This window comes from Mucilaginibacter sp. P1_A3 (genome assembly GCF_056406855.1).
Map to the genome: position 1 here is coordinate 75,342 of NZ_JBFTZJ010000015.1, position 26,706 is coordinate 102,047.

At 42.6% G+C, this 26,706-nt stretch carries 12 protein-coding genes; 1 reads left to right on the plus strand and 11 read right to left on the minus strand.

Annotation, left to right across the window (positions count from 1 at the left end):
* Positions 1 to 24: 24 nt before the first annotated feature.
* From AC1D0K_RS27170 to AC1D0K_RS27200, 7 genes are all read right to left on the minus strand, one after another.
* Positions 25 to 2,412: an ABC transporter permease gene (locus tag AC1D0K_RS27170; RefSeq protein ID WP_477392040.1), complete on the minus strand. Its 2,388-nt coding sequence runs from the start codon at positions 2,410 to 2,412 to the stop codon at positions 25 to 27.
* Between the two features lie 106 nt (positions 2,413 to 2,518).
* Positions 2,519 to 4,879, minus strand: coding sequence for an ABC transporter permease (locus AC1D0K_RS27175; RefSeq protein WP_477392039.1), 2,361 nt, complete (start codon positions 4,877 to 4,879; stop codon positions 2,519 to 2,521).
* Positions 4,880 to 5,064: 185 nt separating this feature from the next.
* Positions 5,065 to 7,437, minus strand: a complete 2,373-nt coding sequence (locus AC1D0K_RS27180) for an ABC transporter permease (RefSeq protein ID WP_477392038.1) — start codon at positions 7,435 to 7,437, stop codon at positions 5,065 to 5,067.
* A 168-nt stretch (positions 7,438 to 7,605) separates the two neighbouring features.
* Positions 7,606 to 9,978, minus strand: coding sequence for an ABC transporter permease (locus tag AC1D0K_RS27185; RefSeq protein WP_477392037.1), 2,373 nt, complete (start codon positions 9,976 to 9,978; stop codon positions 7,606 to 7,608).
* 118 nt (positions 9,979 to 10,096) lie between these two features.
* Positions 10,097 to 12,484, minus strand: coding sequence for an ABC transporter permease (locus AC1D0K_RS27190; RefSeq protein WP_477392036.1), 2,388 nt, complete (start codon positions 12,482 to 12,484; stop codon positions 10,097 to 10,099).
* A gap of 113 nt (positions 12,485 to 12,597) precedes the next feature.
* Positions 12,598 to 15,027 (minus strand): ABC transporter permease, encoded by a 2,430-nt coding sequence (locus tag AC1D0K_RS27195; protein ID WP_477392035.1) that lies wholly within the window; start codon positions 15,025 to 15,027, stop codon positions 12,598 to 12,600.
* A 118-nt stretch (positions 15,028 to 15,145) separates the two neighbouring features.
* Entirely contained in the window at positions 15,146 to 17,908 is a 2,763-nt protein-coding gene (locus AC1D0K_RS27200; RefSeq protein ID WP_477441346.1) for an ABC transporter permease, read from the minus strand.
* Between the two features lie 321 nt (positions 17,909 to 18,229).
* Between AC1D0K_RS27200 and AC1D0K_RS27205 the strand changes: the two genes are divergently transcribed.
* Positions 18,230 to 20,728: a M1 family aminopeptidase gene (locus tag AC1D0K_RS27205; RefSeq protein ID WP_477392033.1), complete on the plus strand. Its 2,499-nt coding sequence runs from the start codon at positions 18,230 to 18,232 to the stop codon at positions 20,726 to 20,728.
* Positions 20,729 to 20,791: 63 nt separating this feature from the next.
* On the opposite strand, the gene AC1D0K_RS27210 is transcribed toward AC1D0K_RS27205, so the two are convergent.
* The 4 genes from AC1D0K_RS27210 to AC1D0K_RS27225 form a co-directional block, all read right to left on the minus strand.
* Positions 20,792 to 22,252: a serine hydrolase gene (locus tag AC1D0K_RS27210; RefSeq protein WP_477441348.1), complete on the minus strand. Its 1,461-nt coding sequence runs from the start codon at positions 22,250 to 22,252 to the stop codon at positions 20,792 to 20,794.
* 171 nt (positions 22,253 to 22,423) lie between these two features.
* Entirely contained in the window at positions 22,424 to 24,112 is a 1,689-nt protein-coding gene (locus AC1D0K_RS27215; protein ID WP_477392031.1) for a serine hydrolase domain-containing protein, read from the minus strand.
* Between the two features lie 195 nt (positions 24,113 to 24,307).
* Positions 24,308 to 24,943: a gluconate 2-dehydrogenase subunit 3 family protein gene (locus AC1D0K_RS27220; protein WP_477392030.1), complete on the minus strand. Its 636-nt coding sequence runs from the start codon at positions 24,941 to 24,943 to the stop codon at positions 24,308 to 24,310.
* 22 nt (positions 24,944 to 24,965) lie between these two features.
* On the minus strand, positions 24,966 to 26,702 hold the full coding sequence (locus AC1D0K_RS27225) for a GMC family oxidoreductase (RefSeq protein ID WP_295715926.1): 1,737 nt from the start codon (positions 26,700 to 26,702) through the stop codon (positions 24,966 to 24,968).
* Between the last annotated feature and the right edge of the window lie 4 nt (positions 26,703 to 26,706).

Consider the following 26,706-nt stretch of genomic DNA (forward strand, 5'->3'; position numbering starts at 1 on the left):
CTCTTAATTCTTAATTCTTTGCTGTTATTCGCTCCTCAAACTTTTTACGGGGTTCATCAAAGCGGCCTTAATACTTTGGTAGCTTACCGTAAGCAGGGTGATCGTGATAGAACCGATGGCAGTCGCCCCAAAAATCCACCAGGAAAGCTCGGCGTGGTACTTGTAATCCTTTATCCAGCCTTGCATAAAATAGTAGGCCGTTGGTATAGCTATCGGTAATGATATAGAAACCAGCACCACAAAATCTAACGACAGTAAGCGCCACAAACCAAATACTGATGCACCAAGCACCTTGCGCACACCAATCTCTTTTGTACGCTGCTCGGCCATGAACGATGCCATACCAAACAGGCCCATGCAACTAATGAAAATGGCCAGCAGGGTAAAGAAACCCGCCAGCTTGCCAACACGCTCTTCATTCGCAAATTTTTGGGCGTATTGATCATCTGTAAATTTATATTCGAAAGGGCTGGCCGGGTCATACTGTTTAAATACAGCTTCAATTTTATGTAATGCTTCGCTGGCGCTTTTGCCGGTGTTCAGCCTGACATTAACTATCCCTGGAGCGTAGGGAATTATATAAAATATAGTTGGTTTTACGGGGTCATATGGTGATGACATAACCATATCCTTCACTACGCCTATAACTTTAAAAGTTTTGTACCATTTAATGGTTTCGCCAACCGGGTGTTTAAAGTTCATGAATTTTACAGCCGCTTCATTCAGTACTATTCCAGATGAATCTGTTAAAATATCTCTTGAAAAATCGCGTCCGTCGGTAAGTTTCCAGCCAGCTGTTTTTCCAAATTCGGGGCTCACAGCAACAGTGCCAAAATCATCCTGTAAACTGGGGTCCTTATCCCTCCAGGTAAGGCCACTATTATTGGAATATACTCCTGTTAACGGACTATCAGACTCGGCCATTTCAACTATCGCTCCCGACTGTAGCAGGTCATTCCTTACTGCTGTAAAGTGCTGATGAATGGCATCCGTTTTCATTTCTATCTGTATAAGGCCGGTGCGATCATAACCTATTGGTCTGTTCTTGGTGAATTGCACCTGTCTGAAAACAATGATAGTACCTATGATTAAAGTAACCGAAACCGTAAATTGCAATATCACCAATACTTTACGCGGCAAAGCAGCAAAACGCCCGGCCTTAAATGTTCCTTTTAAAACTTTCACCGGCTTAAACGATGACAGGTAAAAGGCAGGATAGCTGCCCGCAATAAGGCCGGTTACCAGGCTAAAGCCAATTCCCAGTACCCAAAACATCGGGTTGGCCCATAATACCTGCATGGTTTTATTGGCTACCTGGTTAAACCAGGGTAAAATAAGCAGTACAAGAAGTATGGAAAACAGGAACGCAAATGCCGAGATCAGCACCGACTCTACCAAAAATTGACCAATAAGCTGGCTTCGCAGCGATCCTACCGTTTTGCGTATACCTACTTCTTTGGCCCGTTTTTCGGACCGGGCCGTGCTTAGGTTCATGAAATTGATACAAGCCAGCAATAATACAAATACACCAATAATGCCAAACATCCATACAAATTGTATGGCACCACCGGTATTAATACCATTTTTAAACTCCGAATATAAATGCCATTTGCTGATTGGGTGCAAAAACACAGCTGGCTTAAAAGATAAACCCAGCTTATTGCCCTCAGCGGTAAAAGCATTCAGTTTCAAATCTTTTATCCTCGCCGATACCTTGTTTATATCTGCATTGGGGCTTAGCTGTGCAAATAGCTGCCATGAATTATTACCCCATTTTGTAATGTTTGTTTTTTCATAGGTAGTCATGTACAGATCCCAGGGTGCAATAAATGTTATTTCAGCTAAGCTGTTATTATGCGGCAGATCTTCGTAAACGCCGGTAACCTTAACGTTCCATTTATTGTCGATCTTTAAGGCTTTAAACATGGGATCAGCATCACCAAAAAGGGCCTTAGCCAGTGATGCAGAGAGAATGATAGACGATGGATCTTTTAGCCCCGATCGTGTGCCTTTGATCATTTTTAAGGTGAACAGGTCTGGCGCTTCGGCCTGCATATAGTTTCCCTGTTGGGTTAATTTTTTATCACCGAATGCGAGAATGTGTGCGTATGTCCAGGTAGATAGTACCACGTACTTAAAATCATTCTTATAGTCATCCCGCAGTTTATAACCCAATGGCATAGGTATATCCGATTGTGTGCCTACGTTACCATTAAAGGTTTGATGCTGCATAACCTGCACAATGCGGTCATAGTTTTTAAAATATTTATCATATGATAGTTCATCCCATATCCACAAACCAATAAGCATAGCCACAGCCATACCCACCGAAAGGCCAGTTATATTTATAAAAGTATGCGCTCTGTTACGGGTAAGGTTTCGCCAGGCGATCTTCAGATAGTTTGTTATCATCACTGTTGGTTCATTAGTTTACTTGTTCATTGGTTCTGTCAGTTTGTGGAGCCTGTAATAACCCCAATTAACTTCTGTCTTGATTCTTGACTCTTAATTCTTGACTCTATTCCGAGCGCAGGCTTTTAACCGGGTTAGTCAGCGCTGCTTTGATGGCCTGAAAGCTTACCGTAATTAAAGTAATGGCAATTGCCCCGGTACCAGATAGTGCAAAAATCCACCAGGATATTGGCGACCGGTATTGGTATTGCTGAAGCCAGCCACTCATAAAGTAATAAGCGGCAGGGATTGCAATAAGTAATGAAATAGCCACCAGCACCACAAACTCTGTTGAAAGTAAACGCCACAGGTTTGCTACCGATGCACCAAGCACTTTACGCACCCCTATCTCCTTTATGCGTTGTTCGGCAACAAACGAGGCCAGCCCAAACAGGCCAAGACAACTGATAAAGATGGCCAGCACCGCAAACACGGTAGCCAGGTTACCTATGCGCTGCTCGTCGCTAAACTTGTGCGCATATTCATCATCATTAAATTTAAACTCAAAGGGGCTGCCGGGGTTATATTTTTTAAATACGGGCTCAATTTTGCTTAAGGCTTCACGCATAGGCATTTTAGGGTTTATGCGCAAGGTGATGACGTTAACCCAGGTCGGATTCATATGAAAAACGGTAGCGATAGTAGATTTATATGGTGATTCCATTACCATATCTTTTACCACACCGGTTACTACGTGATTTTTACCTGCCCAATGCATGATTTTGCCAATAGGGTTTTTAAGTCCGCTTAGTTTTACTGCCGATTCATTTAATATAAACGCCCCGGTATCTGTAGGGAAACTTCTTGAAAAGTCGCGGCCTTCAATTATCTTCCAGCCAACAGTTTTACCATAATCATAAGTTACAGCAATGGTACCAAATGTTGGATCGAAGCCGGGGGCTTTACCAGCCCATTCAAAGCCACCATTGTTTGACCATACCTGGGTTGTTGAACTGTTTGATTCCGTCATATCGGCAACCGCGCCCGTTTGGATCAAGTCGTTCCGCATGGCTTCATAGTGGCCATAAATTTCAGGGGTGTTCATACCAACCGTAATTAAGCCCTCGCGGGTATAGCCGATAGGCCTGCTGCGCGCAAACTGAATTTGCCTAAAAACGATAATGGTGCCGATAATGAGCACAATAGATACCGTAAACTGTACAACCACCAAAACCTTGCGTGGCAGCGAAGCAAAGCGCCCAACGCGGAAAGTTCCTTTTAATACTTTTATTGGCTCAAAGGCCGAAAGGTAAAATGCAGGGTAGCTACCTGCAATAATTCCGGTAAAAAAGGTAAAGCTCAAAGCGGCTGCCCAAAACCAGGGGTTAGCAAATGGCATGGCAATTTGCTTATCGGCAAGGTTATTAAAATATGGCAGAGCCACTAAAACAACAACAAACGTAACCCCCAAAGCCAAAAACGCAAACATCAGCGATTCGCTCAAAAACTGTTTCACCAGTTGCGAGCGAACAGAGCCAATCGCTTTGCGGATTCCCACTTCTTTAGCACGTTTTTCGCTGCGGGCGGTGCTCAGGTTCATAAAATTGATACAGGCCAGCAGCAATACAAACGTGCCGATGATCCCAAACAACCATACCAGCTCAATACGGCCGCCAACTGCTTTACCATTTTTAAAATCGCTGTACAAGTGCCATTTGGCCATGGGATGTATCTGCATTACCTCGTCGTTCATTTTAAAATGAGGCTTGGTAATGTTCCTGATCTTTGCCGATACTTTATCAAAATCGGCATTCGCGTTCATCAGTGCGAATAAATGGCAGCCATGGTTATCCCATGCACCACTTTGCGTGTTCCACCAATTTGCCGGGCTGCTCCAGGGCAGCATAAATTTAGTTGGATAAAAGGTGGTATTATGAGGCAGATCCTGGTAAACGCCGGCTACCTTCATATCGGTTTTGTTATCAATCCGTACTACCTTATTTATAGGATCGGCATCGCCAAAAAGGGCTATAGCTACAGATTGTGATAATACAAAAGATGAAGGATCTTTAAAGTTGGCATAGCTCCCTTTTATCATTTTTAATGAGAGGATAGATGGCAGATCAGGCTCGGCCCACATTCCGTTTTGCGAGATTTTTTTATCGCCAACGGCCAGTATATGTGTACCTTCCCAAGTAAGGGCAGTCATTTTAAAATCGGCCGCGTATTTGGTTCGCAGTTCTGCACTAAGCGGCACCACGGTTGATCCGAAAGTTACCGTTTCGCCGTTGGCCGTTTGAGTGGTCATCAACTGCGCCACATGATTATAGTTTTGGTGATACTTATCAAAGGATAGTTCATCCCAGATCCACAGCCCGATAAGCATGGCCACCGCCATACCAACAGAAAGCCCCGCCACATTGATGAAGGTATGAACCTTATTTTTTACAATGTTGCGCCATGCGATTTTTAAATAATTTTTTATCATCGTGTTGATTTTTAAGCCTAATGCTAAAGGCCAAAAGCCTAAAGCCTTTTATATAATATAATCCTGTCCATTGCTTTTAGCTTTAAGCCTTCGGCTTTCAGCTCCTTACTCGCTTCTCAAGCCGTTCTTTCAGCCCTTCCCTGTTGTTCCCTGTCTTGTTCCCTGTCTTGATTCTTAACTCTTTTCTATTCGCTTCTCAAACTTTTTATCGGGTTAACCAACGCAGCCTTTATGGCCTGTACACTTACTGTTGCCAGGGCTATTAATACTATAAGTGCTCCCGATAGGGCAAACATCCACCACTGTATAGTAGTGCGGTAAGCAAAACCTTGTAGCCAGCTATTCATGGCGTACCAGGCAATAGGCGTTGCGATGAGCATCGCAGTTATTACCAAGGCCAAAAACTCTGACGACAGTAATCCGAATATGGATGCAATACTCGCTCCCAGTACCTTGCGTACACCTATTTCTTTAATCCGCTGTTCGGCCGTAAACATGGCTAAACCTAACAGCCCCAGGCACGATATAAATATGGCCAGGAACGCAAATATGTTCGACAGGCGACCAACGATCTGTTCACTCTTGTATAGTCTTTGATATTGCTCGTCAGAAAAATTATAGTTGAAAGGAAAATTTGGATTTATCTCTTTACAAAGTTTTGAAAGGGCTGCTAATGCCTCTTTTGTTTTTCCTGGCTGCGTGCGTACCAGGATGTTGCCGCGATCCAGTTTTCCCCGAACCGGGCGAATGATCAACGGGAGGATTTGTTTATGTAGTGATTGAAAATGAAAATCCTTTACCAGCCCGATAATTTTTCCTTTCCTCCCCCACATCGTTATCGATTTTCCAACGGGATCTGCAAAACCTAATTTTTGCTGCGTTACCTGGTTAATGATATAGTTATTGGAATCGGTAGGGTAATCTTCAGAAAAATCGCGCCCCAACAACATTTTCAGCTTCATGGTATGCACAAAATTATACCCAACTGCAATATTCGGAAAAGCCACCGTGTTGTTAGGGTCCTTACCTTCCCAGGTAACACCAATAGTACTATTATCAATAAATGTAGGGTTATTTGACATTTGGCTAACCGATTTAATACCGGGCATACCCATAGCTTCGTTTTTAAAAATATCGTATTTGGCACCCAAATCGCCCTCGATAGGAATATACACCAGGTTTTCACGATCATAACCCAGGTTCCTGGTTTGGATAAAGCTTATCTGTTTTGATACAACTATGGTAGCAATGATCAATACAGAGGACAATATAAACTGCATTACAACCAGTCCCTTGCGAAACCATACCGCACCGGCATCAAGCTTTAATGTCCCCTTCAGTACTTTAACCGGGTTAAATGATGACAGGAAAAGGGCCGGGTAACTGCCAGAAATTAAGCCGGTAATTAACGTAATTACAATTAGTTTTAGCCAGAAAGAAGCCTCTCCTAAAGGCATAACTATTTGCTTTTGGGTAATTTGGTTAAATGCCGGCAAAAGCACAGCCGTTAAAACCAATGCAACTAAAACAGCCAGCATGGTAAGCAGTAACGATTCGCCAATAAACTGCCTGATCAACACGCCTCTTACAGCGCCCATTACCTTGCGTACTCCAATCTCCCGGGCCCTTTTAACAGATTGTGCTGTTGTAAGGTTCATGAAATTAATACAGGCAATAAGCAATACAAATAAGGCTATGATACTAAACAGACGTACATATTCAATACGGCCGCCGGTTATTTTGCCATCCTCAAAATTGGAGTGCAGGTAAACCTGGTCAAAACGCTGCAGGCCATGTTCAACACGATAGCTTTTTTCCTGGGTCCGGTAAGTATCTAAAAAGTGTGTTATTTTCTTATCTACCAACACGGGGTTTGCATCCTTGCGTAGCATTACAAACGTTAAAGGCCCGCTGTTATTCCAACTTTTCGAACCGGGATTTTCGGCTAAATAGGCGTCCCAATTAATTACGTATTCAAATTTCCGTGAAGTATTTTCCGGCAGATCTTTAAATACAGCTGTAACTGTAAAATCCTTCTTGTTTTCAAACCGGATGGTTTTGCCCATGGCCATATCGGGATTGCCAAAAAACATAGCTGCCATTTTTTGCGATATAGCCATGCTCAAAGGCGAATTTAATGCCGTACCTGCTTCGCCCTTTACAAGCGGGTAGCTGAACATATTAAAAATATCGGCCCCGGCAAAAGTGCCATTCACCTTCAATATTTTATTACCTACCCTAAAAGTGTGATCATCATTTCCATCCTCCATGTTGATGGCATATTCCACTTCGGGCAGTCCTTTTTTCAATTCGGCGCCCATCATGCCCGGTGTATCATAATTGCCATCTATTTTATGATCATAATATTCCCGTTCATAAACTTTATATAGCCGGTCGCCATTTTGATGATAGCCATCAATGCTCAGCTCATTTTGCACCCATAATAAAATAAGCAGGCTGCAAGCCAGGCCAACCGAAAGACCGGTAATATTTATAAACGAGTGCGCCTTATTCTTAACAAGATTGCGCCACGCTATTTTTAAATAATTTTTTATCATCGCGTTGGTTCAATGTTCATTGGTTCTGTCAATTTGCTGAGCTTTCAATAACCATACTTAACTTTTGTCTTGATTCTTAACTCTTTCCTACTCGCTTCTCAAACTTTTTATCAGCCCTTCCCAGTTGCTTTCCGTCTTGATTCCTGACTCTTGATTCTTAACTCTTTCCTACTCGCTTCTCAAACTTTTTATAGGGTTGATTAATGCCGCTTTTATAGCCTGGAAACTTACTGTTGCCAGGGCTATTATCATGATGATACCCCCAGACAGGGCAAATACCCACCATTGCATGGGCGTTTGGTAAGCAAAACCCTGCAGCCAGGCCCCCATAGCATACCATGATACAGGCAAGGCTATAAATAAGGATATCACTACCAATATTAAAAACTCCGACGATAGCAGGCTAAACAGCGAACGTACACTTGCGCCAAATACTTTACGGATGCCAATCTCTTTAATTCGCTGCTCGGCGGTAAACATGGCCAAACCTAACAAGCCAAGGCATGATATAAATATGGCCAGGAAAGCAAATGCATCCGACAGCTTGCTGATGATCTGTTCGTTTTGATACATTTTCTGGTACTCTTCATCCGAAAAGGTATAGGAAAAAGGGAACGAAGGGTTGAGCTGTTTACAAAGTTTTTCGATACCGGCTAAAGCTTCGCGGGTTTTGCCTGGCTGTGTACGTACCAGGATATTGCCATAACCCTCTTTTTCGCCAAACCTGATCACTAAGGGTGGAATTTGCTCATGCATCGATCGGAAATGGAAGTCTGTTAGTACGCCAATGATCTTACCGTGCTTACCCCAAAGTGTAAGCGGTTTACCTATCGGATCTTTATAATTTATTCTTTTTAAAGCGGCTTCGTTGATAAGATATCCGGCCGAGTCGGTGCCGAAAGCCGTAGAATAATCGCGTCCCGTTACCATTTTTAATTTCATGGTTTTTACAAAATCGTATCCTACAGATGCCTGGGTAAACTCGATATTTACATTAGGATCTTTACCATCCCAGGTTACGCCTCCTGTGCCGTTTTGCATATTAGTTGGCGTAGCGGTTATCCGGGTCACCAATTGAACGCCCGGCGTTTTAAGCGCTTCGTTTTTAAAGGCGGCATATTTGGGTATAAGCTCGCCATCCATTGGAATATAGATCAGGTTTTCCCTATCATATCCCAGGTTTTTTGATTGTACAAAGGCCATTTGTTTTGAAACAATAATGGTGGCAGTTATCAATATTACTGATAAAGTAAACTGAAATACTACCAAGCCCTTGCGAAATATAGTGGTGCCGCTATCTAATTTAATTGTCCCCTTTAAAACATTCACCGGGTTAAAAGATGATAAAAACAAGGCAGGATAGCTGCCGGATATAAACCCGGTAACAAGTGTTAATCCTACAAGCTTAAGCCAAAAATCAAACTGGCGAAACGGCAAATCGATCTCTTTTTGGGTAATTTGATTAAATACAGGTAATAGCAACACCAATAGCAGCAACGAAACTATAACTGCCAATAAAGTGATGAGCATAGATTCGCCTATAAACTGTTTTACCAGTACAGAACGAACAGCGCCAACTACTTTACGAACACCTATTTCGCGTGCCCGTTTTACCGACCGTGCCGTACTCAAATTCATAAAATTGATACAGGCTATCAGTAATATAAAAACAGCTACAATAGAGAACAGGTGTACATATTCTATTCGCCCGCCTGTAATTTTGCCGTTTTCAAAATTACCATGCAGGTATCCATCGGCAAAAGGCTGCATGCCAAGCTCAAGAGTAAACGTGCCCTTCTTCTGGTCTTTATTCAGGTTATCTAAAAAATGAGTCAGCTTTTTTTCAACTTTTGCTGGGTCGGCATCAGCCCGCAGCATTATAATAGTTGCCGGCCCGTTGTTCCCCCATTGTGCAGCCCAGCTGTTGTCGGCCAAAAAGCTGGTCCAGTTGATTAAAAAATCGTAGCGTTGCGAGGATGTTTTGGGCATATCTTCAAAAACAGCGGTAACGGTAAAGTCTTTTCGGTTTTCGTAGCGGATAGTTTTACCAACAGCCGTTTGTGCGCTGCCAAAAAAAGCCTCTGCCATTTTGCGCGATATTGCTAAACTTAAAGGAGAACTTAATGCTGTTTTAACGTCGCCATGTAATAAAGGGATGGAGAACATTTTAAAGCAATCTTCGCCGGCGGAAGTACCGCTCATCTTCAAAACTTTGTCACCAACCTTAAAGGTATTATCGCCACCATAGGCTATCCCGGTAACGGCTTCAATTTCGGGTATTTGTTTTTTAAGTTCATCGGGCAGCAATCCAGGTGTACCATATTGTCCAAAAACTTTGTTATCGTAGTACTGCCTTTCAAATACCGAAAACAGGCATTTGCTATTTTTATGGTACGCATCAATCTCCAATTCGTTTTGCACCCAAAGCAAAATGAGCAGGCTGCAAGCCAAGCCTACCGACAGCCCCGCGATATTAATAAAAGTGTGCGCCTTGTTTTTGATGATGTTACGCCACGCTATTTTTAAATAATTCCTGATCATGATATATAAATTCTAAAACCTAAACCCCAAAAGCTAAAAAATAAACTCTAAAATTGAAACCAAACATGGTATCCTGAATTTTCACTACTCTCTATTCACCATTCACTATTCACCTCAATTACTCTGTTTTCAAGCTCTTCACCGGGTTTAGCATGGCTGCCCTGATGCTTTGATAGCTCACTGTTAATAAAGTGATTGCCATGGCGCCAATAGCAGCAGCGGCATATATCCACCAGGCCATGCCGGCGTGGTATTGGTAACCTTGCAGCCAGCCATACATAAAGTAATAAGAAACCGGGGTTGCTATCAGTATGGCAATAATAACCAGCACCACAAAATCTGTAGACATTAAACGCCACAGGCTAAATACCGATGCGCCAAGAACCTTGCGCACACCTATCTCTTTAATTCTCTGCTCTGCTAAAAAGGATGCCATGCCGAATAAACCCAAACAACTGATAAAGATGGCTAAACCGGCAAAACAAGCCGCCAGCTTACCTATCCGTTGCTCGTTGCCAAACTTCTTGGCGTATTCATCGTCAACAAAATGGTATTCAAAAGGCTGTGAAGGGTTATATAGTTTAAAAACGTGCTCAATTTTACCAAGGGCTTCGGTTGCACTAACTTTTGGGTTAATTTTTAACAGTATGGTAGATTCCGAATTTTTGGAGAGGTAGTAAATGAACGGCCTTACCTCTTCATAAGGCGAGTTTACAATCATATCTTTAATTACGCCTATTACTTTTAATTGATCGCCGTTCCACTTAATGGTTTCGCCAACAGCATTATTATTAAAGCCCATAAAGCGCGCAGCGGTTTCATTGATGACCAGGCCTGAGGAATCCGTAAGGAACGACCGGGAGAAACCCCTGCCCTGCTTAAAGCTCCAGCCAATGGTTTTTTCATAATCATAAGAAACGCCTTCAGTCGGAAAATCAACGCTCATATTAGGGTCTTTACCCTTCCAGTCAAAGCCACTGCTGCTTGAACTATATTCTGTTGGGGAGGCACCAGCTTCGGCCACAGATACAACGGCTTCGCTCTTTAGCAATTCGGCTGTTACCACATCCAGGTGCTTATGAATATCCTCATTAAGTACCGGTATAGAAACCAGGCCATCGCGGCTATAGCCGATAGGCCTGTCTTTAGCAAACTGGATCTGCCTGAAAACAATTATAGTACCGATGATGAGCGTAATAGATACCGTAAATTGGATTACAACCAGCACCTTGCGCGGTACCGCGGCAAACCGACCTACCCTAAACGAGCCTTTTAAAACTTTAATAGGCTCAAATGATGACAAGTATAATGCGGGATAACTGCCGGCTATTAACCCGGTAAATAAACTAAAGCCCACGACCATTAACCAAAACAAAGGGCTGCTCCATAAAACAGACATGCTTTTATCAGATACCGAATTAAAAAATGGTAAGCTGAGCTGAACCAGCAATATAGATAAGGCAAGCGCCAATACCACAAATAATAGCGACTCGCTAAAAAACTGGTAAATGAGCTGGCTGCGTAATGAACCAATAGCCTTGCGGATACCTACCTCTTTGGCTCGTTTTTCACTCCGGGCAGTACTCAGGTTCATAAAGTTGATGCATGCCAGCAGCAATACAAACACCCCAATAATACCAAACAACCAAACGTATTTAACCCGACCACCAATGTTTACACCATTTTTAAAATCGCTGTATAAATGCCACTTGCTCATGGGCTGTAAAAATAGCTGCGGCTTCTTTTTGGCCAGTTCGGTATTGAGGTTGCGCAATTTGGCATCCTTTATTTTTAGCGATACATCGGCAAAGCTGGTATTATCAATCAGTTGGACAAAGATCTGGAAAGCATTTGGCCGCCATGGGTCGGTTGCCGTGCGCACCCATTCGGTATTATTAAAATAGAGTTGCCATGGCGCAATGAACGAGACATCGGCAAAGGTTGAGTTACGGGGCAGATCCTCATAAACCCCGGTTACTTTTACATCAAGCTTGTTATCAATCTTTAAAATTTTATTCATCGGATCAGCATCACCAAAATAGGCTTTAGCATTTGATGCGGATATTAAAACCGAGTAAGGATCTTTAAGCCCATCGCGGGTTCCCTTTAACATTTTTAGTGTAAGCATTTCGGGTGCTTGCGGCTCAAAATAAACGCCCCTTTTATTCAGCTTTTTATCGCCTAAACTTAACAGGTGATTGCCCAAACCTGCTGCCATTGCCACAGCTTTAAAATTACTGCCGTAATTTTTGCGCAGTTCATTAGCCAATGGGTAGGGCGTAGCTGCCCAGGTATCGATGTTGCCGTTATTTTTTAAATTTTGCTCAACCAGGGCAATGCGGTTATAGTTTTGGTGATATTGATCAAACGATAATTCGTCCCAGATCCATAGCCCAATAAGGATAGCCACAGCCATACCAACAGATAGGCCCGCGATATTAATAAATGAGTTAACCTTGTTTTTTATAAGGTTACGCCAGGCTGTTTTTAAATAGTTTTTTATCATAATATTTAGTTCATTGGTTCACTGGTTTATTGGTTCATTAGTCCTGTCTGTTGGCTAAGGTCACCACAAATCCACAATGCTTCTGTCTTGATTCTTGATTCTTAACTCTTTCCCTATTCCGTTTTCAAACTCTTCACCGGGTTCATCAGCGCGGCTTTTATGGCCTGGAAACTTACCGTGAACAGGGCAACAATAGCCGCCAGGATGCCCGCAAGGGCAAACATCCACCAGCTGATGGGCACGCGGTATTCAAATGCTTGTAGCCACTTGTTCATGCCCCACCAGGCTAAAGGTGTGGCTAAAACGAAGGCTATAGTAACCAGTTTTAAAAAGTCGGTTGATAATAGTTGCACGATGCCGGTTACGCTTGCGCCCAATACTTTACGGATGCCAATTTCTTTACTCCGTTGCTCGGCGCTAAATGCGGCTAAACCAAACAAGCCCAAACATGAAATCACAATGGCTGCCAGCGTGAAGGTGTTGATGATGCGCGATAGCATGACCTCGTTTTCGTACTGTTTTTGTACTTCGGTATCTAAAAACGAGTATTCAAAAGGGGCATCGGCAATATCTTTACGCCAAAGGGCTTCTATTTTGGTTAATAATGCCTTATAATTTTTGCTATCGGTAGCTACAACCATGGTATTAAAATCGTTGATGCTTTTATCATACACCAGCATAAATGGTTTTACTTCGCTGTGCAGCGAGTTGTAATTAAAATCCTTCATTACGCCGGCCACTTCAACGAATGTTTCGGGGTTTGGCTCGTATTTGGTGTACAATCTTTTACCTGGCGCGGTTTGCGGGTTTAAGCCCAGCCTTTTGGCCAGCGTTTCGTTGATCAGCACCCGGGTTGAATCATGATCCCGAAAATCGCGGCCGCTGATGATTTTGATGCCATTGGCCTTTGCAAAAAATTCGTCGGTATTTATATTTTGGGCATCAATAGCAGTGGTCATGTTACCACCTGCCGGGTAAACGCCATGGTCGTGCGGTACAAACTGGCTTAAATAATTATCGGCGTTGCTTACAATCTTAACCTCGGCCAACGACTTTAAATCATTCGCGAAATTTTTCATTTTGGCTTGTGTACCACCCGTATAAAAGTTGAAGATGAGCTTTTGCTTTACATCAAAGCCTAAATCTTTATTTTTAATAAAACTAAGCTGACTGTAGATAACAATGATGCCGGTAACCAGCACTATGGATAACACAAACTGGAAAACCACTAACGACTTGCGGATACCCGCTGCCGAGATATGACTGGTAAAATTCCCTTTTATCACTTTTATAGCCTTGAATGCCGATAAGTAAAATGCAGGATAGCTGCCCGCCACCAACCCGGTAACCAACACAAGGCTGATCAGCATGATCCAAAGCTTGTAATTGGTAAAAAGAGACAAGCGGATCTCGGTATTGGTGATCTGGTTTAAATACGGCAGCAACACCATTAACAATGGCAGCGCTATAGCTACGCCAATTAACGCCAGCAGAAACGATTCACCCAAGAACTGTTTAATCAAATCGCCCTGGCCGGCGCCTATTACTTTGCGCACGCCAACTTCCTTAGCCCGTTTGGATGCGCGGGCGGTAGACAGGTTCATGAAATTGATACAGGCAATAACCTGGATCATTACTGCAATCAATATCAGGATATAAAGAAACGAAGGATCGAGCGTTTTGGTAAGCTCATGTTCAAAACCAGGCGTGGTGTGTATAGTAGAAACCGGCTGCAGGTGCAGCGATTTCTTCATGCCTATCTCCCTCATTTGGGCGGCGCCGTATTTATTTAAAAACTCGGGCAGCTTTTTTTCAAATGTCGCTGGGTTGGCATCCGGGCGCAGCTTAATGTAGGCATACAAAAAGTTATTGCCGCCCCAGGTATTGTTTTGGCGCACATATTGGCCCAGACCGCCGCTGTTCATCGCCATAAACATATTGGCATGAATATGCGTTTTGCCTGCGCTTTCATCAATCACGCCGGTTACCTTAAAATCATGTTTACCAAATGAGTTATCGATGGATATCATTTTACCTACCGGCTCTTCTTTCCCAAAAAGCTTATCGGCAACGGGTTTTAAAAGCACAATGGAGTAAGGTTCGGCCAATACTCTTGAGGCGTTACCACCAACAAAGTGATAGTTAAACATATCAAAAAAAGTAGAGTCGACGTAAGCCGCGTCTTGTTGATAAAATGATTTTTCCTTGTAGCGCAGCAGGTGTTGTTTGGCCCCAAAGCCTTCTGTAGTTACCACTCGGGTATATTGTACCACTTCGGCAAAATCACTTTTCATGGCCGGTGTAATAGGTGGCGAGCTTGCCGCGCCATGGTGCTTATCGCCGGTTAACTCCAAATCGGTAGTAATACGGTAAATGTCTTTTACATTTTTATGTTGCTTGTCGTAGTTATACTGATCCTGTACATACAACAAAATATACAGGCAACACAATGTGCCCGTAGCCAGGCCAATAATATTGATGAAGCTAAATGTTTTGTTTTTCAACAAAAACCGCCATGCTGTTTTTAAATAACTCTTTAACATAATTTTAGTTCATTGGTTCAATGTTCATTAGTTCATTGGTCTTGTCTGCTGGCTATTGCCATCCTAAATCCACAATGCTTTCTATCTTGATTCTTGACTCTTAACTCTTGATTCTTTTCTACTCCGCCTTTAAACTATTTACCGGGTTCATTAACGCTGCTTTTATGCTTTGGTAACTCACCGTAAATACCGCTATCAGTATAGCCGTTATCCCCGCAAGTGCAAACATCCACCAGCTTATGCTGATGCGGTTGCTGGGGTTAAAATCCTGCAGCCACTTGTTCATAGCCCACCAGGCTATTGGCGATGCTATAATAATGGCCAGGAATACCAGTTTTATAAAATTCATTGTCAGCAGCGTTGTTATGTTACCGATGCTTGCGCCCAGCACCTTGCGGATGCCTATCTCCTTGCTGCGCTGCTCGGCCATAAAGGCGGCTAAAGCAAAGAGGCCAAGGCAGGCTATAATAATGGCGAGTATGGCAAAGCTGGTAAATATGCGGCCCATGCGCTGTACATCGGCATACATATTGGCAAAGCGCTCATCCATAAAAGTGTAACGAATAGGCTGATTAGGCGAAAAGTTTTTCCAGGTTGAGGTGATCTGCGCCAGTGTGCTTTTCACATCGCCGGTTTTTATTTTTACAGATACAATGGAATTACTGTTACCGAGGTGCATTACCAAAGGATCTAACCTGTCTCTCAGCGATTCGAAATTAAAATCCTGTACCACACCGATGATCAGCTTTGGCCGCCCGTAGTTGGAGATCCGTTTTCCTATCGGATTTTTGAGGTTGAGCTTTTTAGCCATCGTTTGATTGATGATATACGCGTCCGAATCGGTTTTCATGGTTGGATTGAAGTTACGCCCGGCAACTATCTTCATGCCGAAGGTTTTGATATAGTCCGCATCTACATCCCAGAACTGCCCGCCGACACCCGCCTCTATTTTTTCTTTCCCTTCGTTGTGAAACTCGTTGCCATTACGCTTGGTGCCCGATACAGGCAGAAAATCGCTGATGGATACACTTTTTACCGATGAGAGTTTTAGCAATTCGTTTTTAAAATTCTTCACCTCATTTTCCAGCGTGTTTGTACCCTGGATCATTAATACCTGGTCTTTCTCAAATCCAACCTTTTTATTGAGGATAAACTGCATTTGGTTATAAATAACAACTGTGCTAATGATGAGAATAATGGATGTGGTAAATTGAAAAACCACTAAGCCGTTTCTAAGCACCGAACTTTTACTGCCCACGCTTAGCCTGCCCTTAAGCACTTCTACAGGCTTAAAGCCCGACAGGTAAAATGCCGGGTAGATACCCGCAACAACCCCAATTACCGTTGCCGAAACCAATACCGTGGGCAGCAACCACCATTGTTGCCATGGTATGCTGAGTGTTTTTGACGCCAGCACATTAAAATAAGGCAGCAGTATTGCAGCCAATATTAAGCCCAGCACAAACGAGAAAAAACTATACAATAATGATTCTGTTAAAAACTGGCTGATGAGCCCGCTGCGCTGCGAGCCTACCACTTTACGTAAGCCCACCTCTTTTGCCCGGTTGGCAGATTTAGCAGTAGAAAGGTTGATGAAATTGATACAAGCGATAAGTAATATAAAACCAGCAACAGCACCAAACAGCCATACAAAACGAATATCCCCATGCGACATGCCATCATGAATATCATATGATTTAAGGTTGATATCTTTTACATTCTGCATGAACATTTTCATATGTCCGGCAATCCTAAGCGCGTTTTTATCCCCGTTCTTTAACATATCGGGGATATAATAATTTTTAATGATGCCATCGGTTAGTTTTTTGTTAAAAGCCGGGATATCGGCTCCCGGTTTCATCAGCAGGTAAACGCTATAGTTGCTTGCTCCCCAGGTTGTCTGCTCGCCATTCCAATACTCAACGCCGGTAAGTGTCAGTAAAAAATCATAGCGTAAATGCGATGTTTCGGGAAGATCCTCCATCACACCGCCAATTTTATATGGCCTGTTTTTATTATTGTTAAGGTACATTACCTTGCCAACAGGGTTTTGACCAGGGAAGTATTTACTGGCTTTGCTTTTTGATATCACCATGGTTAAAGGCTCGGTAAGCGCATGCGCCCTATCACCATAAGCCATAGGTAATTTTAATATATCCAGCAATGATTGATCTGCATAAGCAAAACCTTCTTCGTGCGTGTTCTCCACTCCATCGGCACGTTTAAGCTCATTGCTGCCGGCGCCCCAAAACAGCGAATTAGGCATCAGCCGGCCAAACTTCTCCACTTCCGGAAAATCAGACTTTACCGTTCTGCCCATCACCGCGGGCCAATCCACACCTTTTTCGTGAATGCCAACATCCTGGTACTCTCCCACAATACGGTAAATTCGGTTGGCATCGGGGTAGCTTTTGTCAAAGCTAACTTCGTTACGGATATACAAGGCAATGAGTAAACAAGCAGCAATGCTAAATGCAAAGCCACCAATTTTTATAGCCGTGTACATTTTTTGTTTGCGCAATTGCCTAAAAGCGATCTTTACATAATTTTTAATCATCCCCGTGTTAATTAAAAAGTGAATTTTATTTATCGGCTTCTTTGTTTCTATATATTTGGGTCGCGGAGGCTCAGGTGTAATTGAATTTAGTTTTGCACCCTCTTCAACCGGTTTTATCTTTTTCATTATTCGCTCAAAAAGCAAATAATTATTGGTTTCGTTATCTTGCGGCTCATCCTCCCACCAGTCATACATTAACATTACTGCAGTTTTCAGGTGTGGATTTTTCATTAGCAGCCTATCTAACTCCTGCAGCTCATCTTCCGACGCTTCGTTAGCCATTTTTTTTGCTGCAAGGTTCCAAACATGATCTTCTATGTTCATACTTTGTAAATTGCTTAAGGTAAATGCGCATATTCTACCAAACACATAGAATAAAATATGTGCCATTTATTTAAATAACTTACTATCAGTATATTATATGATTTTAATCCTCCTTACTGTACGAATACGAACAGGTGGTGTACGCTTTTACATGGTGTATAGTTTTTTCCGGACCAGATAGAGCGGGCAAAAAAATGCTATCGTTGGTAACATAAAATATTTTGCAGCGTCTTAGGTATTTTATGGCCGAAAACTTTTTGGCCCTGCGGATGTATATTTGTTTTATCCATCCATTGTTACCTTGCATCATTACAAAAAAATATGACTGATCTGAAACCCATTTCCACACTGCTGCTATCATGCATGCTCACAGCAGTTTTCACCTCATCCCAGGCGCAGCAAGCGCCCCCGGCCGAAAACCCGGCACTGAAAATTTACCGCGAAACACCAAAAAAGGTTAACGATTTAATTCACACCAAACTTGATGTACGTTTCGATTACAAAAAACGCTATATGTATGGCAAAGAATGGGTTACTTTAAAACCTCATTTTTACCCTACCGATAGCCTTAGGCTTGATGCCAAGGGTATGGACCTTAAAAACATTTCGGTTGTAAAAAACGGCAAAAATATCCCGCTTAAGTTTACTTATGAGGATAGCCTGAGCGTTGCCATTAAACTGGATAAGGTTTATCATGACAACGAAAGCTATACCATTTATATTGATTACACCGCCAAGCCAAACGAGCTGAAAGAAAAAGGCAGCGCTGCCATAAATGATGCCAAGGGGCTGTATTTTATTAATCCCGATGGTACAGAAAAGGATAAACCAACCCAGATATGGACACAGGGCGAAACCGAAAGCTCATCGGCCTGGTTCCCTACCATTGATAAGCCAAGTCAAAAAACTACCGAAGAGATCAGCATGACCGTACCTGCCAAATACGTTACGCTATCAAACGGCAGGCTGGCATCGCAACAGAAGAATGCCGATGGCACCCGCACTGATACCTGGAAAATGGAATTGCCGCACTCGCCATACCTGTTCATGATGGCTGTTGGTGATTTTAAAATATATAAAGATAAATGGCGCAATAAAGAGGTGAGCTATTACCTGGAACCCAAATATGCCCCATACGCCAAAGAAATTTTTGGGATGACACCCGAGGCTATTGAATTTTACTCCAAAACATTAGGGGTTGATTATCCGTGGAACAAGTATTCGCAAATTGTAGTGCGCGATTATGTAAGCGGAGCTATGGAAAACACTTCTGCTACCTTGCATGGCGCTTACGTACAGGCCACTCCGCGCGAGCTTTTGGATGCCTATTACAATGATGGCCGCAGCACCATTGTTCATGAACTTTTCCACCAATGGTTTGGCGATTATGTAACCGCCGAAAGCTGGAGCAACCTTACCGTTAATGAGTCTTTCGCCAACTTTAGCGAAACCATTTGGGCCGAGCATAAATATGGCAAAGATGTGGCCGATGAGCATAACTATGCTGATATGCAAAACTATTTAAGATCGCCTGATGCCCGCAACAAGAACCTGGTTCGTTTTCATTATGCCGATAAGGAGGATGTTTTTGATGTAGTTACCTATCAAAAAGGCGGCAGGATCCTGAATATGCTGCGCAACTATTTAGGTAATGAAGCCTTTTATAAAGGATTGAACATTTACCTTACTACCAACGCCTTTAAAAATGGCGAAGCCCAGCAATTACGATTAGCCCTTGAACAAGCCAGCGGCATTGACCTTAACTGGTTCTTTAATCAATGGTATTATGGTGCTGGTCACCCTATATTGGATATTAGCTATAAATGGGATGATGCCACTAAAACCCAAACCGTTTACCTGCAGCAAAGCCAGGACGGACAGATCTTTAAACTGCCAATGGCTATTGACATCTACGCGGGCGGCAAAAAAACACGCCACAAAGTATGGATGAACGACCAGAATGATACACTCACTTTTAAACTGGCCTCAAAACCAGACCTTGTGAATGTTGATGGCGATAAAATATTACTGACCAAAAAAACCGACCATAAAACACTGGAAGAATTTGCGTTCCAATACTTTAACGCGCCGCTTTATTTAGACAGGCTGGAAGCCATTAACGCTGCCGCTGATAAGCAAACAGAAAAAGATGGACAACGGATATTGATTGCCGCATTAAAGGATAAACACTACGGTTTGCGCAATAAAGCCATCAGAACGTTAAAGCTTGATAATGATGCAATCCGCAATGCTGCCCAGCCTATCCTGGCTTCATTGGCGCAAACAGATGATAATACACTGGTACGTGCTGCAGCCATTACCGCTTTAGGTGGTTTAAAGGCATCAGGTAATATGAATATATTTAAACAGGCATTAAGCAGCCAATCATACGCGGTACAAGGCGCTGCCTTAAATGCTATTGCCTTGTTAGATCCTGCACAGGCTATGACACTGGCCAATGGTTTTGAAAAGGATAACAAAGGCAACCTTACCGTTGCCATAATGGATGTTTACAGCACCAATGGCAACGACGCCCAATGGCCGTTTGTAGCTAAGCAATTTGAGGATGCTACCCCCCAGGGTAAATTTAATACGGTAAGAAAATTTGGAGCGTTGGCTGCCCGCGTTGAAAAACCGGCATACGCCCAGCAAGGGATCAATGACCTTAAGGACCTTGGCATAAAATACAAAGCCTTTGGCGCCGGCGATATCGCTATTAAACTGATTACTGATATTAAAGCCCACAGCGAAAAGCTGCATGATGATGCAACAATAAAAGCTGCCGAGGAGGCGATAAAACTGATAACAGACGCTAAGTAGACTGATGAATAAAACAAGCCATATGAAGTTTTGAAAACTTCATATGGCTTTAATAACACCTCCTTATTTAATTTTCTTTGCCTCGTTTTTATGCCCGTTTTGATAGAGGATAACCGAAGTTACTTTCCCTGTGGCATCTTTAATTACTTCTAAATCGGCAAGGAAATTTTTAGGGAAGAATTTATTCTGCGCTTCGGGGTAGATAGGAAATTTAGGCTGACCTGTAGCTTGCGCATACAGTTGGTTTCCATCCCTGCTTAGCGTTATAATAAAATCGGGTTTAAGCGCGTATTGACCTGTATAACTCTCCAGATCCGAGTCACTAACCTTCACCAATGTTTTTACGGTATTTAAAAGCAGGCCTTTAAAGTTATAAACTTTGGCAACGCTGTTAATCACCTCCTGCAAAATTTCACCATTATCCGAGTTAACCATCACAACGATACCATTACCATCCTTAAGGCTTCCGTAATACTGGCACCTGAAACCTTCATTTGCGCCCCCATGCTGAAAGTATTTTGTACTATCCACATTAGTGGTTGTAATAAATACGCCCAAAGCCGCATCGGCATTTTGGAAGGGCGTTAACCTGAGCTTTGTAGTTTCCTGATCCAATACCTTAGCCGACTTACCCTCATAAGCCAGTTGCGTTTCAATAATATACTTAGCCAGATCTGTTGGATTTGTCCACAAACCGGCAGCGGCCTGCTCGGGATAAATATGGTACTTACCGGGAATAGTCTTTCCATTGGGATCATAACCGGCAGATAACAAAGAGGGTGCTACACCAACCGGAGGTTGTGCATAAGTACTGGAGGTCATGCCCAAAGGCTGCAGCACATTTTTTTTCATATAATCTGCATACGGCTGTTGGGTAACATCCATCACTATCATTTGAGAAATGGTAATACCTCCACCGGAATATTCCGACCTTAAACCAGGTTGATACATCGAACGAATTGGGTCGGAGTTTGCCGGCTTTTGTCCGTTTAATATTTGAACCACTGATGGCAATGGCTTGCCTTGTTCATAACCAGGAAAACCATGAACGGTTAAGCCGCCGGTATGGCTCAACAGGTTTGCCATATTTATTTTTTTACCCTTGGCAAGGCTATCGTAAGGAAATTTCCAGCTTTTTAAATAGGTATTAATATCTGCATATAAGTCTATTTTCTTTTCCTGCACCAGTTTCAGAACGCCAACGGCATTGATAGATTTACTGATGGAAGCAGCCTGAAAGAGTGTTTGCGGGGTGACGGGTATTTTTAAACTATCGTCTGCCGTTCCGTAGCCCTTTGCCCAAAGTATGTGATAGTTTTGAATCACGGCCAGGCTTAATCCATGTACTTTGTAATAAGCCATACGTTCCTCCAAAGTTTTGGGTGTTTCATCTTTGAATTGTATGGTGCTGATTAAATTGGATTCAACCTGCTTAATTTTATCATTGGTATCATCCTGCCCATAAACACATGATTGGCTGAAAGCCAATGCCATTAACACAAAAAACAAACGTAAAGTTTTCATATGAGTGATTAAATATAGGTGTATAATTATCCCGCCTCAAATACAAAGCCAGTATTTAACAAATTAACAATCAATACATTACAAAGCATCCCATTATAAATATGTTCGCATGTGAACAGCGCTGTGCGATATTGAACGGTGTAAACAAAAAGTTCGGCTACGTAGTAATCATCAAGCTTTAATTTTAACAAACTTCAAATGCATTACCCGCCAGCTATCCACTTCAAAACCTGTAATTTTCTTTGCTCTATTCCGGGTGACTAAAAGGTGCTTCATATACCAGGTATCATTAAGTAAATGGTCGGGGCCAAATAGCGTCAACTTCGTGTCGTTATATTTGCTGTTAGTTAAATAAAGCTGATGGTCTTTTAATGTTATTTTATAAGTACAATCTAATTCGGGGCTATAATAAATACCGGTGTATTCCAACAAGCTTTTATCGTCGACTTGCATCTTAGTTGGTAATCTGGTAAAATGGTACGCATCACCCGGAGTATTCATGGTCAAATCGTAATCTGATTGTTGATTGAAATTGAATTTAATACTGGGAACATAAAAAATAGAATAAGTGCTTTTCGATTCCCTTGTCATCAGGTAATCATTGGTATTCGTTCCCATATGCTGATACAAACTATCATTTTTAAGCGTCAAACTCATAGTCATATTCACTTCGTTACTAAAATAATCCCCTTGTTGTTTTGCCATAAAGGGCAGCTCCGCAACAGGTATTTTGACATCCCTTTTCTTTTCTTCCGCTTTTGGTACGGCCGTTTTTTCCGAAATCAAAAGATCGGCAATTTGGCCGGCTTTTTCCTGCGCATATATTTCACTCAAATTACTTAAAACAATAATCCCTGTTTTCAGCTCCGGGAAAACAGTAATATAGGTACGGTAAGCGGCATCCGCCCCGTCATGTTTGTATTGTTTCCAACCTTTGTAATTTGCAGCAATAATTCCTGCTGCATAGTCCAGTTCAGTTCCGTCATTTAGTTTGGCTTTTTGAGTAAGCTGCAATATGGATTGTTGATTCCCAACCCTGGTATCGTAAAAATTCATAACCCATTTGGCCAGGTCATTAATATTAGAAAAAAGACTGGTGGGCCCCACAGTAGAATAGCTTAAAACACTATTACTAAAATGGGTATTGTCTTTCCTGTCGTAAGAGTATGCCCTGTTCCTTTCTATCTCGGTATAATCATCATGAAAATGAGTACTGCTCATTCCCAAAGGTTTAAATATCGCCGAGTCTGTAAATTTCCTTAACGACTGGCCGGATATCGATTTCACAATTTCTGCCAGTAAGGTGTATCCGCTGTTGGAGTAAATGAATTTATCGCCGGGGTTAAAATTGAGTCCCTGCTGTTTACTTAAAATTTTGATGATATGTTCCTGGGTGATCACATCATCAATCCGGGTTCCCGAAATGCCGAGCAGTTGCCATTGGTCTCTTATTCCGCTTGTATGGTTTAGCAGATTACGGATGGTTATCTTTTGTTTGAGATTTGGAAACCAGGGCAGATATTTACGAATATCGTCGTCGAGGTTAAGCTTACCTTGCTGTGCCAGTAAAACAATAGCGTAGGCTGTGAATTGTTTAGACACTGATGCCAAATGATATACCGTTTCTGGTGAGTTGGGTATAGCATATTCCAGATTTGCCATGCCATATCCTTTGGAAAAAATAAGGGAGTCGTTTCTGACAATGCCTACCACACAACCGGGGCTTTGAGCATTGTCCCAGCTTTTGAAAAGAGAATTGATTTTTTTAACAATAGGCTCAGGTAATGCCTGGGCACCTAATTTAGTATCCGCTGTTAAGATCAAACAAAGGAAAAGGCAAAATACACGTGTTTTAAGCATTTACGTGATAATTAGGTTTGTTTTTGGTTGGGATAATCGCCGCAAGCGGACTGGGTTAAATTTAACAAAAAAAACCTCAACCTTTTTGATTTGATCAGGTATCCGGCAAAACATCTTTGCCCCTAGTAAAAAACTAACCCAACAAAAAAGCCGCCTCATAATCACTTATGAGACGGCCTCTTTTTTGTTGGTATTTTAAACTCCGGCTTTTACATCCTGCATACCGTAATGCTTCAACACATCATCAGGCACACCTGTCCATTTGTTGGGGGTGTTACCGGCGTAACCTATGTCTTTAACACCAATCTCGCTGGTGAAAAAGCCCGATGCAGTTAAATCGCGCATGCGGTTAAAGAATGCAACACCCTGGGCCATTTCTGGTTTGGCCTTATTGGGGTAAGCTATCATATCTATCAATTCAATTTGCTGTGCTTTGCTGCTATCGGTAAAAACTTTACCGTAACGGTTAAGACATTGCATATCCAGCCAGCGCAGGCCGCCACGCATTGGGGTTTGATGATCGGGCATATCCTTCACAATAAACTCAATAAAATCGGGCACTTTGGCATCTGATGCACTACCAGATTTTTCGTCTTTAGGAATTATAATATCGACCAAAACTGTAATGGTAGCCATTTCCGCCGTGGTGAAAAACTTATCAGCATTAAGTTTTTTATCACGTTCAACCTCAAAGGGCTGTCTGCCTGCCGCGGCTTCTGCTGCCGGGGCCGCTTCATCAACTTTTGGGGCACCTGGTTTACAAGCTTCCAGTAATAATCCTGCTGAAAGTGTGGTAAAGCCTAATGCTTTTAGGGAGTCACGTCTGTTCATAATATTTTATTGGATTAGCTTGTTAAACGTTTAATTTTTTTCTTTCCTGTAATATGTATTCCGCGGTACGCATAGATAAAGCAAGAATTGTCCATGTTGCATTTTTATCGCCCTGTTGTACAAACGGAGCGGCATCAACCACAAAAAGGTTTTTACAATCATGTGCCTGGCAGTACTTGTTTAAGGCTGATTTTTTAGGATCGTTACCCATACGTACTGTACCAACCTCATGAATGATCTTACCCGGTGCCTCTAAACCATAATTGGTTTCGGGACCCTGCGGACCACCATATATAGCACCACCCATATTATGCATAATTTCCTGGAAGGTTTCCTGCATGTGCTTGGCTTGTTTAATTTCATCAGGCGCCCATTTATAATGGAAGCGTAAAACCGGGATACCGTATTTATCAACCACGTTAGGATCTATCTCGCAATAGTTATCATAACGGGCAATAGCGGTACCACGGCCGGCCATACCAAACTGGGTACCATAAAAACGGCGGTAATCATCTTTCAATGATGCACCATAGCCACCGGCTTCTTTCACTTTACCATCTCTGCCCGGTACAGCGCCATTCATATTATGGATACCGCCACCAAAGCCGTACGATGGCATGTGCATACCGCCACCATATTCAATATGGTAACCACGTGGAAAATCAAGTTTTTTATTATCAAGCCACCATGGCGAGTAAATGTGCACACTGCCTGCGCCATCTTCGTTATAGCGTTTTCTATCCATTAACTGAGGCAAAAAGCCACCCGCGCTTGATCCGGTTGAATCATGCAGATAACGGCCAACCACACCGCTGCTGTTAGCCAAACCACCCGGATGGGCTTCTGACCTGGAGTTAAGCAGGATCCTGGCCGATTCACCGGCACTGGCGCCAAGTATTACTGTTTTTGCATTTACCTGGTATTCCTGCATATCCTCCTTATTAACATAGGATACGCCGGTTGCTAAACCTTCTTTATTGGTGATCACTTCGCGCACCATGGCATTGGTGATCACTTTTAGGTTACCTGTTTTTATGGCCGGAATAACCAGGCATGATGATGCCGAGAAATCGCCATAAATTTTACAGCTGCGCCCGCATTGGCCGCAAAAGAAACAAGCACCACGATCTTTATTACCAGGCAAAGCCTCTGTAAGTACAGCGCCTCGACCCGGAATAATAGTTACACCCGCTTTTTTTGCACCATTAACAATATATAATTCATTTAATCGTGGTTTTGGCGGAGGTAAAAAAATACCATCCGGTTCATTTGGCAAACCTTCTTTAGTACCGTAAACACCTATCATCCGGTCAACCTTATCATAGTAAGGTTTAACTTCATCATACGTTATTGGCCAGTCATCGGTCAGGCCATCTTTGGCTTGAAAATCAAGCGGCCCCATACGTAAAGAAATACGTCCCCAGTGATTGGTACGCCCGCCCAGCATGCGCGAACGGAACCAGTAAAACTCGGTTTTATCTTTTGTGGTATAAGGTTCGCCATCAATCTCCCAGCCTCCAAAAGCTGCATCAAAATCACCAAACGGACGGGTTGTACCTGCACCGCGGCGAGGCGACTCCCATGGCCATTTTAATTGTTGTGAATCCTTCTGCGGATCAAAATAAGCACCTGCCTCAAGCATCAGTACTTTTACACCGGCATGCGCCAAAACATAACCGGCCATACCCCCGCCGGCACCAGAACCAACAATTACTACATCGTAGGTTTCCGATGATTTTTTAATTTGTAGATCGCTCATATTA

Excerpts from the sequence above, each read along its gene's own strand:
- AC1D0K_RS27170 (WP_477392040.1), bottom strand. The coding sequence starts at position 2,412 with ATGATAACAAACTATCTGAAGATCGCCTGGCGAAACCTTACCCGTAAC.
- AC1D0K_RS27175 (WP_477392039.1), bottom strand. The coding sequence starts at position 4,879 with ATGATAAAAAATTATTTAAAAATCGCATGGCGCAACATTGTAAAAAAT.
- AC1D0K_RS27180 (WP_477392038.1), bottom strand. The coding sequence starts at position 7,437 with ATGATAAAAAATTATTTAAAAATAGCGTGGCGCAATCTTGTTAAGAAT.
- AC1D0K_RS27185 (WP_477392037.1), bottom strand. The coding sequence starts at position 9,978 with ATGATCAGGAATTATTTAAAAATAGCGTGGCGTAACATCATCAAAAAC.
- AC1D0K_RS27190 (WP_477392036.1), bottom strand. The coding sequence starts at position 12,484 with ATGATAAAAAACTATTTAAAAACAGCCTGGCGTAACCTTATAAAAAAC.
- AC1D0K_RS27195 (WP_477392035.1), bottom strand. The coding sequence starts at position 15,027 with ATGTTAAAGAGTTATTTAAAAACAGCATGGCGGTTTTTGTTGAAAAAC.
- AC1D0K_RS27200 (WP_477441346.1), bottom strand. The coding sequence starts at position 17,908 with ATGAACATAGAAGATCATGTTTGGAACCTTGCAGCAAAAAAAATGGCT.
- AC1D0K_RS27205 (WP_477392033.1), top strand. The coding sequence starts at position 18,230 with ATGACTGATCTGAAACCCATTTCCACACTGCTGCTATCATGCATGCTC.
- AC1D0K_RS27210 (WP_477441348.1), bottom strand. The coding sequence starts at position 22,252 with ATGAAAACTTTACGTTTGTTTTTTGTGTTAATGGCATTGGCTTTCAGC.
- AC1D0K_RS27215 (WP_477392031.1), bottom strand. The coding sequence starts at position 24,112 with ATGCTTAAAACACGTGTATTTTGCCTTTTCCTTTGTTTGATCTTAACA.
- AC1D0K_RS27220 (WP_477392030.1), bottom strand. The coding sequence starts at position 24,943 with ATGAACAGACGTGACTCCCTAAAAGCATTAGGCTTTACCACACTTTCA.
- AC1D0K_RS27225 (WP_295715926.1), bottom strand. The coding sequence starts at position 26,702 with ATGAGCGATCTACAAATTAAAAAATCATCGGAAACCTACGATGTAGTA.